General features: G+C 54.9%; 9 protein-coding genes. All 9 read right to left on the bottom strand.

The features are described from left to right. Positions 1-33 precede the first annotated feature (33 nt). The 9 genes from MYS68_RS08940 to leuC all read right to left on the bottom strand — a co-directional run bounded on the left by MYS68_RS08940 (position 34) and on the right by leuC (position 14,719). The gene (locus MYS68_RS08940; protein ID WP_248925502.1) at positions 34-1,875 is read right to left on the bottom strand and encodes an ABC transporter ATP-binding protein; all 1,842 of its coding nucleotides are present in this window, start codon (positions 1,873-1,875) and stop codon (positions 34-36) included. 396 nt (positions 1,876-2,271) lie between these two features. Continuing rightward, on the bottom strand, positions 2,272-5,949 hold the full coding sequence (locus tag MYS68_RS08935) for a dynamin family protein (RefSeq protein WP_248925501.1): 3,678 nt from the start codon (positions 5,947-5,949) through the stop codon (positions 2,272-2,274). Between the two features lie 76 nt (positions 5,950-6,025). Next, on the bottom strand, positions 6,026-6,298 hold the full coding sequence (locus MYS68_RS08930) for an NAD/NADP transhydrogenase alpha subunit (RefSeq protein ID WP_248925500.1): 273 nt from the start codon (positions 6,296-6,298) through the stop codon (positions 6,026-6,028). Positions 6,299-6,335: 37 nt separating this feature from the next. After that, positions 6,336-7,004, bottom strand: a complete 669-nt coding sequence (gene nth, locus MYS68_RS08925) for an endonuclease III (RefSeq protein ID WP_275983450.1) — start codon at positions 7,002-7,004, stop codon at positions 6,336-6,338. Between the two features lie 156 nt (positions 7,005-7,160). Then, positions 7,161-9,992 (bottom strand): S-layer homology domain-containing protein, encoded by a 2,832-nt coding sequence (locus MYS68_RS08920; protein WP_248925499.1) that lies wholly within the window; start codon positions 9,990-9,992, stop codon positions 7,161-7,163. A 56-nt stretch (positions 9,993-10,048) separates the two neighbouring features. Continuing rightward, the gene (locus MYS68_RS08915; RefSeq protein ID WP_248925498.1) at positions 10,049-10,594 is read right to left on the bottom strand and encodes a GerMN domain-containing protein; all 546 of its coding nucleotides are present in this window, start codon (positions 10,592-10,594) and stop codon (positions 10,049-10,051) included. Positions 10,595-10,662: 68 nt separating this feature from the next. Beyond that, positions 10,663-12,453, bottom strand: a complete 1,791-nt coding sequence (locus MYS68_RS08910; RefSeq protein ID WP_248925497.1) for an N-acetylmuramoyl-L-alanine amidase family protein — start codon at positions 12,451-12,453, stop codon at positions 10,663-10,665. 215 nt (positions 12,454-12,668) lie between these two features. Further along, positions 12,669-13,274, bottom strand: a complete 606-nt coding sequence (leuD, locus tag MYS68_RS08905; protein ID WP_248925496.1) for a 3-isopropylmalate dehydratase small subunit — start codon at positions 13,272-13,274, stop codon at positions 12,669-12,671. 26 nt (positions 13,275-13,300) lie between these two features. Beyond that, complete coding sequence (leuC, locus tag MYS68_RS08900) at positions 13,301-14,719, bottom strand: 3-isopropylmalate dehydratase large subunit (RefSeq protein WP_248925495.1); 1,419 nt, start codon at positions 14,717-14,719, stop codon at positions 13,301-13,303. Between the last annotated feature and the right edge of the window lie 174 nt (positions 14,720-14,893).

Raw genomic sequence — 14,893 nt, 5'->3', positions numbered from 1 at the left:
CCGCAGCCTTTTTTTCATGGGCGGCTTGGGTGCTCAATGGGAAAACCTCCTTTGGGCGGCGGCTGCAACTTCGGAGGCAGAGACTTTTTCCGCCGCTTCGACCCCCGAAGCGCTGTCGGACTCGATCCCCTCGCTGTCCTGCTCCGGCTCGTCTGCAAACTGGATTTTGTATGTTTCCAGATACGGGCCTTCCTGCTTCATCAGCTGCTCGTGGGTTCCCCGCTGCACAACGCGGCCTTGATCGAGCACAAGTATTTCATCCGCGTGCTTCAATGAAGATATTCGGTGCGCGATGATAAACGTCGTGCGGCCTTTCATCACTTCCTGGAAGCCAAGCTGAATCTCGTGTTCGGTTTCCATATCTACGGCGCTTGTCGCGTCGTCGAGGATCAGAATTTTCGGGTTTTTCAGCAGCGCCCGCGCGATCGCAATCCGCTGCTTTTGCCCGCCCGAGAGGCCGAGTCCGCGCTCGCCGACGATCGTATCATAGCCGAGCGGCAGCTCCATGATGAAATCGTGCGCCTTGGCCAGCTTCGCCGCGCGAACGATGTCGTCCATCGACGCGTCGCGAATGCCGTAGGCGATATTGTTGCGGATCGTCGAGGAGAACAGGAACGTTTCCTGGAAGACGATCGCCATTTGCTGACGCAGGCTTTCCAGCGTCACGTCGCGGATGTCGATGCCGTCGACCGTAATTTTGCCCATCTTGACGTTGTAAGCGCGAAGCAGCAGCTGAATGACCGTCGATTTGCCGGAGCCGGTGCCGCCAAGCAGTCCGATTATGGAGCCTGCAGGCGCATCGATGTTCAGGTCATGCAGAGCCGGCTGCTGTTCCGGATAAGCGAAGGTGACGTTTTCGAAGCGCACATGTCCTTTCACCCGCTCGGATTTCAGCTCGATCGCATTGTCCTTATTTTTCACGTGAACATGGTGATGCAAAATTTCCAGCAGCCGTTCGCCGGCGGCCTTCGACTGCGTGAAGTTGTTGATATGAAAGCCGATTTGCCACATCGGTCCGATGATGTACCAGATCAAGCTGAAGCAGGCGACGAGCTCGCCGAGCGTAATGGTTTTCCCCAGCACCAGGTAACCGCCGACGCCGAGAAGAATGACGACGCTCGCATTCGCAAAAAACTCCATCCGCGGAAAATAGGTCGCCCAAATGTTCGACGTATCGACGTTGTTTTGCTTGTATTCCTCGTTGCGCTGAGCAAACTTTTCGATTTCAAAAGGCTCCCGCGCGAACGACTTGACCGTGCGGACACCGGTGATGTTCTCCTGAACGGAAGTCGTCATGGCGCTCATCGATTTGCGGATTTGCCGGAACGCCGGATGGATCTTGCTTTCAAAGCGGATCGCCGTAAAAGCAAGCAAGGGCATCGCCGCCATCGTGATCAGCGTCAGCTTCCAATTGATCGTCATCATCATGATCGTGCCGAACGAAAACATGAGAACGACGTTTAATATTTGCACGAAACCGAAGCCGATAAAGTCGCGCACAGCCTGCAAATCCGCCGTCAGTCTCGACATCAGGTCGCCGGTGCGCGCTTTGTCGTAATACTGGAACGATAAATACTGCAGCTTCTCGTACAGCGAATTTCTCAGCCGGTAAGCCGTGCGGTTGGCGAGCTGACCGCTCGATGCGCCCTGCAGCCACATGAACAAACCTTTAATCGTGACTACGGTAACGACAAGCAGCGCCAAGTAAGGGACCCCTTCAAACTGCTTTTTCGTGATGACTTCGTCGATCAGGTACCTGAGCAAGTTCGGGTAAACGAGCCCCAGCGTAACCGCGACGAGCAGGCAGAGAATAGCGGCATACAAAAATCGCCTCTCCGGCCAGTAAAACTCCTTCAGCTGCCTGAATACTTCCATGACTACCTCCCAGTTGTTGTGAGAAACGCGGGCGGCTTTCGCCCGAAAAACCGCCTAAAAAGCAAAAAAGACGGCTTTTCAAAAGCCTTCTTACCTTCGGAGCGTCGAAATTCCCGCGCGCTCTGCAAGCGTTTTTATGAATCTTAACACCAACCACCGCAAGCGGCAACAGCGCCGTTTCCGATAATTCACGGTTTCGCCACATTTAACCCGATATGCTCACAAAATGGAGAAACAATCCAACTAATTCATCCAAATGGTGCCGAATGTTGCCAAAGAAAGCCCTTTCATGAAAACGGCGCAAATAGGCTGCCGAAACCGCATGAAATCAAGGTTTTTGGCAGCCTGAAAATATCGGTATAATTAATTTTTCGCGTTGTCCGGCCTTTGCAATGCCTATCCAAGCAGACCGAGCAGCTCCGCCTTGCGCGTCTCCAGCTCCTGCTCGTTCAGCTTCATTTCAAGCGCGGCGGTCAAGCCTTCGACATGTTCCTCCAGCGATACGATATGCCGCTCTCGCAGCTGCTGGAACCATTGCCGGTATTCGCTTAAGTAAGCTTGTTTAAGCGCCTCGGCCTGCATCGCAGCGTAGCGGTTGATCGGTTCGGTTAGCCTGGCCTCCAGCTCCCCTTTCAGCTTCGCTTTGCCGTCCCCTTCGAAAAACGTTTTGGCATTTTTGAAAAAGCCTGCCAGCCATTTGCCCGAAACGTCGTCCGCCGACAGCTTCTGATTCAGCTCCGGCGTCGCAAACTTCGCGCTCTCGTAGCTGTCCGCCTCATAGGCGTCCACCCGCCCGGCGATTTCCCGCTCCCATTCCGCATAACGCGCGCGGGCGAGCTCGTTCATTTTGTTTTCGATTCGCAGCGTCGTCGCGAGCGATTCCTGGGACAGGTCAAAGGCAATCATGCCCGTCAGATCGTCCCAAGCCGTCTGCATAAGCGTTCTGACATCGCCCCGGTCCTCCCGGAAGACGGACGGATTAAACGCGATATTAAACAGCTCGCCGAACCGGAAGGAGGTTCGCTGCTTCACGTAATAGAGCAGCTCGTCGATTTCCTTGGCCAGTTCCTTCTCGTCGTTCGCCGCATCGGTTTGCCGCAGAAGCCGCTCCGCTTCCTGCCGGGCGCTGCGCAGCGAAGCCGCCTTGCGCTGCCGCTCCTCCGCGTCGGACCGCGCCTCGGCGATCCACTGCCCCATCACGTCAGCCGCGCGTTTAATTTCCTGCTGCGCGGAACGGACGGCGATATCGGTCAGCTCCTCCAGCGAAAACTTGACGAAATCGCGCTCAAACGCCGTAATGCCGGATTGCTCGGCAAGGGCGCCGTCCCCCGCAAGCTTTCCTTCCAGGGCCATTTGGCTGGAAATCGGGAAAATGCGCGGATGACGGATGCCGTGCGTCAGCAGGTTCGCTTCGACGTGTCCGACGACGCCGTCCAGCTCCTCCTGGCTGGAAGCAAGATCCGCCGCATTGACGATAAAAAACATTTTATCCATTTCAAAGCTGTCCTTCACCCGTCCGAGCTGCAGCAAAAATTCCCGGTCCGCCTGAGAGAACGCGTGATTGTAATAAGTGACGAACAAAATGGCGTCGGCGTTTTTAATGTAATTGAACGCAACTCCGGTATGCCGCGCGTTGATCGAATCGGCCCCCGGCGTATCGACGAACACAATCCCCTGCTCGGTCAGCGGATTGGCATAATACAGCTCGATCACATCGACAAAGCACGACTTGCTTTCGTCCGCTACGTACTCGCGGAACTCTTCGAGCCCAACCCGAAGCTCGCGTCCCAAATTCGGCTCCGCCGCTTGCCAGCCCTTCTCGACCGCCTTCAGAAACGTGAAGTGAGGTTTGCCTTTGGCGGTCACGTGTGCCGGGGAAAGCTTGCCAATCTGCGCAAGCGCCGCCGTCAGATCCGGGCTTTCGGCTCCAAGCGCCTTCAGCGAGTATAAAATATCTTCGGTCATCGCTTCGAGCGATTTCATTTTCACTTTGACGCTGCCGTGCGGCCAATCGGCGTCCGGCGGCATGATTTTGTTGATCGCCGCCGTCGTCGGATTCGGCGATACCGGCAGCACGCGTTCGCCGATCAGTGCGTTGGCGAACGACGACTTGCCTGCACTGAAAGCGCCGAACAGCGCGATCGTGAAGCGGCTCTGGCGCAGCCGCTCCGCCTTGTCGCGCATCGCCCGCGCGACGCGCGCGAGCGCCGCCGTGCCGGCGATGGCGCGCTCCGCCGCGGCGAGCTGCTCCGCGGCGCGGGCGAGCCGCTCGCGGTGCCGGCTCGCGCCGAGCGCGCCGGCCGCCGGCCGTGCCGCGGACGCGCCCGCCGGCTCCGCCGCAGCGCGTGCGGGCGCGGCTGGCGCAGCCGGAGCGGCGCCGCTTGGCGCAGGCGCCGCGGCTGCGCGGGCCGGCGCGCGGTAGCCGGCCGCGTCCGGCAGTGCCGGCGGCAGCGGCGCGGGCGCGAGCGCGGCGAGCAGCCGCTCGCGGTACGCGGCCTCCTCGCCCGCGAGCCGCTCGAGCTCGCGCACTGCGCGAAGCCGCGTCTCGAGCGCCGCGAGCTGCGCTTCGAGCGCGGCCCGCTCCGGCGCGCCCAGCTGCGCCGCGAGCTCGGCGAGCCGGTCGGCGGCGTCAAACGCGCGCTTGCGGCCGAGCGTCTTCGCCTCGGCGGCGATCTGCCGGCTGTAGTTGAGCGTGTACTCGCCGGTAAAACCGGCCGCAGGGTTCACCTGAGCGGCAAGCCACTCCGGCGTCACTTCCACTTGCAGCTCTTCGGCGACGCCCGCCGCATCGTCGGACCGGAAGCCGAACGCGCTCCACTGCTTCTTGAGCGCGTCGCGAAGATGCCATTCCAGCTGCGTGTGCACCTTCTCCGTAAAGTCGCGGTGGAACGCTTCGAGCCGCCGCTCGATTTCCTTCGCAGTTTTTGCCGCCCCGGCGAAAAATCCGACCTTAAAGCCGGGTTTCCGGCTCTGCAGGTACTCGTGCGCCAAATCCCGCGTCGCCGCGGGCGTAATATTGGCGTTTTCCGCTACGCCGGACGCCTCCTTGCGCATCGCTTCCTTCATTTGCTCCGGAAGCTTCTTCAGCGCCTCCAGCCGCTCCGCCAGACGCGCGTATTCGGCTTGCGCTTCCTCCGCCCCGTCTTCGGCGAGCTCGTCTCTCAGCGCGGATTTGACCGCCTCAGTGCGGTCCGCCATCGCCTTGGCATGTTCGTTCACCAGATGAACGGCCGATGAATACAGGCTGTATTCCGTCAGCTGAGGGGCGCGTCCGACCAGCTCCTTTAGCGTCCATAGGAGACGGTCCCAATCGTTTAACGGATGGTTCTCCTGTTTTACCGACGTATAAAATACGCCGTCCGGCTCGATATGCCAGTTGCGGAAAGCTTGCAGCGCGCTTTCTTTGTACTCCTCGAACGACAGCTCCTGCTCGCGGTGTTTGTCGATCATATTGATGATCAAATAAAGCGGTTTGCCGCGTTCCTTCATTTTTTTCGTAAATGCAAAGTTGATTTCCGACTGCACATGATTGTAATCCATCACGTAAAAAACGACATCCGCCAAATGCAGCGCCGATTCCGTCGCCATATGGTGCGCATCGTCCGTCGAGTCGATGCCGGGCGTGTCAAGCAGTGCCGCATGCTCGCCGAGAAAATCGATCGGATAGCGGATTTCCACCGTTTCGATATCCGTGCCGTTTTTGCAGTAAGCATCCAGCTCAGCCAGCGGAATCGAATGTACCTGCGGCCCGCCTCCGCCATCATGCTCCCCATCTTCCGAAGACCTGTGGGTGACCCTCGCCTCCGGCTTCCCGTTTGCAATGCTGACGATGTTTGCGCTGGTCGGGATCGGGCTCGACGGCAGCAGCTCGTGCCCGCACAGCTTGTTGATCATGCTCGACTTCCCCGCCGAAAAATGCCCGCAAAACGCGATATACATTCGCTGCGCTTCCGATTTGTCCAGAAGCTGCCGCATTTTTCTCGTTTGTACCCGGTCGCCTGCCGTTTCGAAGTTGTTCTCTATATTCTGCAGCGCCGTCAGTATGCGTTCCCCGCTGTAAAGCACGTTGTTCATCTCGCTTTTGTCTCTCCCCGTCTCTCTCTAACGTCTAGGTTAAATAAATAAAAAAAAACCGAAGAAGCTTCGGTTTTTAGTGTACCATATTTTCGCGTTCCGGGATAAAAATTTCGAAAACGCCGCCATGCTGAAGAATCGTAATGTCCTTGTTTTTCACTTTCATCACCACGACATCCGGTTTCGCCTTCATACGGTCCAAGTAGCTTTCCGGAACGTCGCCGGAGCCGTTAACCGTCACGCCTTCCACTTGCTTCTCTTCGTTTTCGGCGATCGGCGTAGCAAGCACCTTTTCATAAATATCGGAAAATACTTCAAAATCATTTGTATATACAGATATGCATTTCATAAGCCATTCCCATCCTTTGCCAATTGTCTCGTCATCTCTATGGATTAGATTTCCTACTGTTTCCGGTTTTCATACGTTTTTTTCCTTCTTTGCATATATCCAAAAGCGGACATACCCCGCATTGCGGGTTTTGCGCCTTGCAATGGTAGCGCCCGAAAAAAATCAACCGGTGGTGCGTGAGAGTCCATTCGTCCTTCGGCACCTTTTTCATCAGCTTCTTCTCGACTTCAAGCACCGAATCTTCTTCCGCCGCAAGGCCCAGCCGTTTGGACACTCGCTCTACATGAGTATCGACTGCGATAGCCGGTACGCCGAAAGCGTTGGACACGACCACATTCGCCGTTTTACGTCCGACGCCGGGCAGCTCGGTCAGCTGCTCGTGAGATTCGGGAATTTGCCCGTTATACTTGTCCAGCAATATTTGACAAAGCTTTTGTATGTTCTTCGCCTTATTGCGAAAAAGCCCGATTCTGCGAATATCCTGCTCCAGTTCTTCAAGCGGCACCGCCAAGTAATCTTCCGGCCGCTTGTACTTTTGGAAAAGGGTAGCTGTCACCTTGTTGACCGTCTCATCCGTACATTGTGCGGACAATAAAACCGCAATAGTCAACTCGAAAGCGTTCGAATGATGCAGTTCGCAATGAGCGTCCGGAAACATGCCGCCGATCGTATCCAGAATGTGGCGGACCTTCGAAGTTGTTGCCAAATTGCCTGTCCCCCTTCTTAAAGGGTGTTAAATCCAAGTTTAACGAAAAGCGCAAAGGTAATCAATGCCTAAAACCGACAAAAAGCGAACATTTTTTTAAAATTAACATTTCGTTGCAAAAACGGCAGCACCTCTTCCGAGGTGCTGCAAGCGAAACTATTTTTCAATTTCAATGATCTTGTCGTCGAGCACATAAACCGTCACTTCGTCGTTTTCGGCAAATGCATTAGGGGCTATCGTGTTCGTTCCACTGTGCAAATACGCTTTGGCGTGGAAGTTGTAGGTCGTTTTATCGTTATTCGCGGTAGATTTAAGCTGAAGCTGATTGAGCACGTAATCGTAGGAAGCGACAACGCGCTTGGTCGCTTGCGCCACACTGATGAGCACCTGGTCGCCTCCGTCTTTGATCACTTCGACACGGTCGCCGGTTTTCACGCTCGTCAACGCCGCGGATGTCGTTCCGTTCAGTTTAATAGTAAAATTTTTACCGACCGGAATGACTTGAACTGCACCGGAGAAGTCCTGCACCGTTACCGTACTCGAAGCGCTGTCGACGCCGGTCACCTTGCCGCGGATCGTATTCATCAAGTTTACTTTTTCCAGTGTGCTTCCGTAGAACGACATCTTCACATATTCATCAAGCACGATATCTTCGAACGTCCCGCCGGTTTGCGTAGCCTTAACGATTTTGTTATTGTTGTCCACCGTGACGGTCGAGAGTGTACCCGTCTCGTCTTTCACGCTGATTTGGCGATCGGCGGTATTGATGACAAGTACCTTGTAGATTCCCGATTTCTTCGAAACGATCGAGTTGACCATATCCTGATCGCGGTTGAGTGCCAATCTGACGGTATCCCCCACCTTGACGTCGGAAAGCGTAGCGCTTTTCCCTTTGCCGATCACGTCGATGGATGCACCGTAGGTCACATTGAATCTCAGGTTTTGCCCGCCGGCTGTGCGGACCGTAATTTCGTCCGGATCGGCGCTCGTGTTGACCTGCGTCACCGTTCCGTCGATATTTTGCGATAAGGATACCGAAATCAGCTTATCTTTGGAAGCACGGATGTCAAGATGCGTGCCTTTCTCCAAATATTTCTTGAACGTATCGTAAGGCGTATCGAGATCAAACGATTTGTATACAGTGGAATCCGTCAGCTTGTAAACGCTGTACGATCCATTCTCCTGCGCAACGGTAAGCAGCTTGAGGTCCGGGTCGTAGTTGACGATTTCGGCAAAGGTCAAATCGTTGACCGATCGGTTGGTCACGGTAATTTTCACGACTTTGTCATTGAGAATATCCAGCGACAGCTGATCGCCAACCTCCAGATCGTAAATCCCGGCGTTGCTCAGCCCTTCGACGGAAACGATCGTATTGTCGGCGATATAATATGCGCCCAGCGTGTTGCCCGTTTTGTTGATCGTGATGATCGTTTTGTCCTGATTGACGCTTGTAAGCGTGCCCTGAACGTTCGTGCCGAAGTCCGCCGCTTTATGGACCTTTATCGACACGATCTCGTTGTTTACGATCTCGTATCCGACAACATCCCCCGCGCGAAGCTTGCCGAGCTCTCCGACGCTGCCGTCGACGTTCACTACGGTAACCCGATTTGACACCGCATACGTCTCCTGATTGCCGCTCGATTGCTCAAGGAATACCATACGGCCGTCCTGGTCTTTCGGGTTCACGATGGAACCTTCGGCTTTTTTGTTGATCGGCACTTCCTTGACGATAATTTGCGAAATTTTCGAATTCGCCACAAGCAGGCTTCTCTTCAGCTCCACCTTACTTCCGATCGGGATGGAGCCAAGACTCATCCCCCGCCCGTCTTTGTCCGTTACCGTTACGTTTGCCGCGAGCTGCTGGAGGTTCTTTTTGCCGTTTTGCATAATCGATACCATCATTTGGTCGACGTACAACTCGGAAAGTATCCCTTCCGCCGACTCCATCCGCTCTTGGTCGTTCGTAATCTCGATGTAATAGGCCGTTCCCGAAACGGCGACGACGTACACCTCGTAGGTTTGCTTGATCGCGGATGCGGCGATCTTATTTTCGCTTTTTGCACTGTACACCGCTGCTTCCGGGCTGATCGTATAATCGTACGACTGGCCTTTCGCATCGAGCACCGTAATTTTTTTATCGGTAATCTCCGCGGCGTAGCCCGTTATGACCCGTTCGGAGCGCTTGGTCAAATATTGGTCGGCACGGCTTAAAAATGTCGCCATCTGAGCCCGTGTAACCGCATTTTTCGGGCCGAAATTGTAATCGTCGATGCCGTTGACGATCTTCAGCAAATAGGCTTCATTTATGTATCCGAGAGCCCAGGAGGAAAACTCTTTCGCATCCTGGAACGATGAAGGCACAGACGATACCTGCTTCGCCTCGACTTCCTTTCCGGCCGCGCGGACGACGATTTTCGCTACCCATTCACGGGTAGCCGGTTTTGAGCCCCACGCCGTTTTGGAGGAGCCGGACGTTCCTTCCGTTTCCTCCGCTGCGCTGATGAGTCCCTTGTCAATGGCGAGCGCTACGTAAGGTTTGGCATAATCGTCTACGGTAACGGGCAGCGCGTATGAAGCGTTTTTCACTTCACCGGCCAGGCCCATCATGCGGATTGCCATAATAATCGCGTCCTGCTGCGAAACCTGGTTGTCGGGCAAAAAGGAACCGTTCGCATATCCCTCGATAATGCCGAGCGTGGCCAGCTTCGTAACGTGTTTCGTATACCACGTGTTAGGAACCACATCTGTAAAAGAAGTGCGCACCGAAGTATTGCTTAACGACGTGCTGTTTATGGTGCTATTTGTCGTGTTGGTCGACGTGTTGTTGTTGGTGGACGTGCTGTTTGTCGTCGTTCCCGCTGATGTACCGGTTGTCGACCCCGCCGGCGTCGTCGTATCGGCTGCGAAAGCCGCCGTGTTGCCCATGGCCATAGCCAGCGTGAGCACACTCGCAACAAGCTTTGTGCGGCGTTTATTTTTTTTGTTCATTATGTTGCTCCTCTCCCAAGCGGCGATATTAGAGTGATAGTTTCATAGATTTGCATTCAGGAACGTTTCATTGGATGAGGAAGGTCCATATGCCCCATCAGGCTTTCCGCTTTCTTGCCGTCCACCAAAATGTCCACCATCTCGATTTCCGGAAACTGAAACAGCGTGCGGCGAAGCGCTTCAAGCACGAGCTCTTCCCCGGGAGCTCCTTTTCGCGCCTCCGGACTTATCGACAAATCGACGGTAAGAGCCGATCCCGAGCGTACTGCGCTCTTGAACGTAAAACCTTTGCAAAGAGGCACCAGCTTGGCGTCCGAGGATGTTGCCAGCGCACCGAGTGCGGCCAAATACTTGTCCTCATCCTGCTTATAGGAAACGGCGATCTCCTTCTCAATCAGCTTTTCTCCGTTTTCATCGCCGAAATAAGCCTTCAGCGTCTTTCCTTCAACCGGTTTCTTCGCTTCGGACTGTACGGGAGCCGGCGCAGCTTGGGATTCGTTCCCCGATGCCGGGTGGTGCCCATCCGTTTTGGCTTGTCCGCAGCCGGTTATCGCAAATAGCAAGCATGCGCCTGCAGCTATGACGTACATCTTCTTGAGCATCGAAATCCTCCTAAATAGTAAGCATCGGCATTCGCTGGCGCGGGCCGTCCTGCTTAGGATGATAGCCTTCAATTGGAGTTAAGGGTCTCTACGATGGCGGCGACAATCGATGCGGCAAGTTTGTTTTGGAACGCATCCTGATATAAAAGCGATTCTTCTTCCTTGTTCGATAAATAGCCGCATTCCAGCAGTACGGCAGGCATCGTCGTATGTTTGATCACGTAAAAATCGGACTGCCGGACTCTGCGGTCGTTAAGTCCGGTGCCGGCCAAAGCTTGCCGATGAACGATGTTCGCGAAGGATTCGCTTTCCTTTCTGGAATAATACGTTTCAATGCCGCGAATTGTTGCATTGGAAAATTTATTCGCATGAATCGATAAAAATAAGTCCGCCTCCGCGTCATTGGCCACGGCAACCCGTTCGGCGAGCTCCAGAAACGTATCATCCTTGCGCGTCATGACCACTTCGATGTCCTTCTCTTTTTCCAGCAGGTTGGCCACCTTCGTCACCATAGAGAGCGTAAAGTCCTTCTCGTATCTGCCGGTGGCGGAAACTGCCCCGGTGTCTTTATCGCCATGTCCGGCATCGATGACAACTTTATATTTCGGCGCAGGCTTTACGTCAAATACGAACTGATTCGTCTGCTTGGAATCCGCAGGCTTCAAAACTATTTTACTCTTTAAATCTATTACCATTCTAACGATAGATGGCTCAGTTGAAAATAGGGAGTAACGAATTTTTTGAATGGCCGGGTGATCGACCGCAATTTCCCCCTGCTTGTCCGCGTTCACTTTCAGGGAGGGATCAAGCTGGGCATATGGAAAATCGACGACGAGGCGGTCCGGATTTTTCAGCTTCGTGATGTTCGGCTTCATTCCGTTTGCCGATGTTTTGACGATGATTTGCTCCGCATTCAGGCTGATTCCTTGCACCGTCACGATCGTTTTCTCTTCGGCGGGTTTTGTACCCTCAGGTTTCGCTCCCGCAGCCGTTCCCGGCTTTGCTGCCGCATCGGAGGATGTCGCCGCGCCTCCGCCCGCCGTCCCGTTTCCGGTTGTGCCTGCAGGCTTGTCCGAGACACCGTTTCCGACCGAGCCAGCAGGCTTGTCCGGCGTGCCGGTTTCCGGTTTGCCCGCCGCCGGATTCGGCAAGTTCTGCGGATTTTGCTGCTCCGCCGGCTTCGGGCCGATCGCCTCTATAGGCTTCGCTGAGGGCTGCTCGTTTTGCGGAGAGGCATTTTGTGAGTTCGTATTTTGTCCATTCGTATTCGGTTGGCCGGAATTTGGTTGCCCGGTATTGGGCTTGTTCGCATTTGGCTGGTCGGCATTCGGCGGGCTAACAGCGGGACGGCTCGCGACCGGCTGGGCCGCATTTTGCGAGCTTTTATCGGATGCGTCGGCATTTTGCGGCTCGGAGGCCGACGCTGCATTTTTGAACAAAAATACCGAACGTGTAAGCTCGTCCCACGTCACTTTAACGCCGAGCTGCTCGCTTACGAAACGAAGCGGCAGCATCGTGTTGCCTTCTACGATCGCCGGTGCGGCCTCAAGCGCAACCTTCGCATTGTTCACGACCGCTACAGGCTGATCGATGCTCAGTTCGATGTTCGTCTGCTCTTTTTTCACGGTCACTTTACGGGCATCGCCGTCCCACTGCACCTTGGCGCCAAGCTCTTCCGCGATAATACGCACAGGCACGATTGTGGTGCCTTCCTTCACGATGCGCGGCGCCACCTCCGCAGTCAACTGCTTGCCGTTCAAAAACAGCTGTATGGGCTGCACCGCAGCGCCGGCTGAAACCGGAAACAGCAAAATCGACAAAGTCACGAACAATGCGAAAAATACGAATGAAAACCTCATTTTACACCTCTGTTAGTTCTGGATTATGTATGGCATGCAAAAAAGAACAGAAATAGACATAAATCTGAAAATAACGGGAACATCCGACGATATATTAGACCGATTTTTTTCCAAAAAGTTGCGGTTGACTCCCCAAAAATCGATGCTTTTCTCAATAAAAAAAGCTGCCCCGAGGAAGCCTGTGAAGGCTACCCGGGACAGCCGGGACATTCCGCTTATTTGTAGGCGAGCCGGGATGCGTGAGCCGCTTCGTACGCCGCAATTTTGTCCTGATGCTGGAGCGTCAGACCGATGTCGTCAAGACCTTGCAGAAGGAACTGACGGCGGTGCTCGTCGAGATCGAACGAAATTTCAAGCCCTTGGCCGTCAGTGATCTTTTTGTTCTCCAGATCGACCGTCAGCTTGTAGCCTTCGTTTTTCGCGGTGCGCTGGAACAGCTCTTCCACCTGCTCCTCGCTGAGCTTGATCGGCAGAATGCCGTTTTTGAAGCAGTTGTTGTAAAAAATGTCGGCGAACGAAGGAGCGATGACGACGTTGAAGCCGTAGTCCTGAATCGCCCACGGAGCGTGCTCGCGGGAGGAGCCGCAGCCGAAATTCGCGCGGGAGAGCAGAACCGAAGCTCCTTGGTAGCGTGGCTGGTTCAGGCTGAATTCAGGAATGACGTTGCCCTTCTCGTCCCAGCGCCATTCGAAGAAAAGGAATTGGCCGAAGCCGGAACGCTCGATGCGCTTCAAAAATTGCTTAGGAATGATCGCGTCCGTGTCCACGTTCACGCGGTCGACCGGAGCCACAAGGCCGGTATGCTGTTTAAATGGTTCCATGGTTATATCCCCTCACGATCTATGATTTAAGCTTCTTGCTTTACTTTGAATTTCCAGTCGCGCACGTCGACGAAACGTCCTTCGATCGCAGCTGCGGCCGCCATCGCCGGAGATACGAGGTGCGTGCGTCCGCCGCGGCCTTGACGGCCTTCGAAGTTCCGGTTGGACGTCGAAGCACAGCGCTGGCCCGGTTGCAGAACGTCCGGATTCATCGCCAGACACATGCTGCAGCCTGCATCGCGCCATTCGAAGCCGGCTTCGGTGAAGATTTTGTCCAAACCTTCCTTTTCCGCCTGTATTTTTACGCGTCCGGAGCCCGGAACGACGATTGCCGTCACATTCGGGTTAACCTTATAGCCTTGAGCCACCGCAGCCGCGGCGCGCAGGTCTTCGATCCGGCCGTTCGTGCAGGAGCCGATAAACACGTAGTCGATAGCGACTTCCGTCATCGGTGTGCCCGGCTTCAAATCCATATATTCAAGCGCCTTTTCAGCCGCTTTGCGTTCGTTTTCCGTAGCGAAGCTTTTCGGATCCGGCACTTTCGCCGTAATGTCGGTACCCATGCCCGGGCTTGTGCCCCAGGTCACCTGCGGGATCAAGGAGTCCGCATCGAATTCGACCACTCGGTCGTAGCTGGCGCCCGGATCGGTAACGAGCTGCTTCCACTGCTCCACCGCTTGATCGAATGCCGCTCCTTGAGGAACGTACTCACGTCCGCGCAGGAAGTTGAACGTCGTTTCGTCCGGAGCGATCAGGCCCGCTCTTGCGCCCGCTTCGATGGACATGTTGCACACGGTCATGCGCTCTTCCATCGACAGGGAACGAATCGCTTCGCCGGTGTACTCGATAACATAACCTGTCGCAAAGTCGGTGCCGTATTTGGCGATGACGCCGAGAATGAGGTCCTTCGCCGTAACGCCCGGCTTCAGCTTGCCGTTAATGCGCACTTCCAGCGTTTTCGGCTTGGATTGCTGCAAGCATTGGGTGGCGAGCACGTGTTCCACTTCGCTTGTACCGATACCGAAAGCGAGTGCGCCGAACGCGCCGTGCGTCGATGTGTGGCTGTCGCCGCAGACGATCGTTTTGCCCGGATGCGTCAGGCCGAGCTCAGGCCCCATAACGTGAACGACGCCTTGGTCGATGCTGTTCAGGTCGAACAAAGTGACGCCGAAATCGGCGCAGTTTTTGGAAAGCGTGTCGACCTGCTGCTTGGAGATCGGGTCGGTGATGTTGAAGCGGTCTTTCGTCGGAACGTTGTGGTCCATCGTCGCGAACGTCAGGTCCGGACGGCGCACCTTGCGGCCGTTCATGCGGAGGCCTTCGAACGCCTGCGGGGACGTTACCTCATGCACCAGGTGCAAGTCGATGTAGATGATGCTCGGCTTGCCGGCTTCCTGATGAATAACATGGTTGTCCCAAATTTTTTCGAACATTGTTTTTGCCATGGAATCCTCACCTCATTAAGTATTCGTATAATCGTAGTAAAAGTGCAACCTCATCACCCATATTACCACGTTTCATTTGTTAACATCGTACCATTTCTTTCTTCATTGATCCAAGATATAATATCTATAAGATTAATAGGTTCGAACAATAACGATTGACGTCATCCAAATTCA

This window comes from Paenibacillus hamazuiensis (assembly GCF_023276405.1).
GTDB classification, from domain to species: Bacteria; Bacillota; Bacilli; order Paenibacillales; family NBRC-103111; genus Paenibacillus_AF; species Paenibacillus_AF hamazuiensis.
This window is presented reverse-complemented; position numbering and strand designations above follow the sequence as displayed.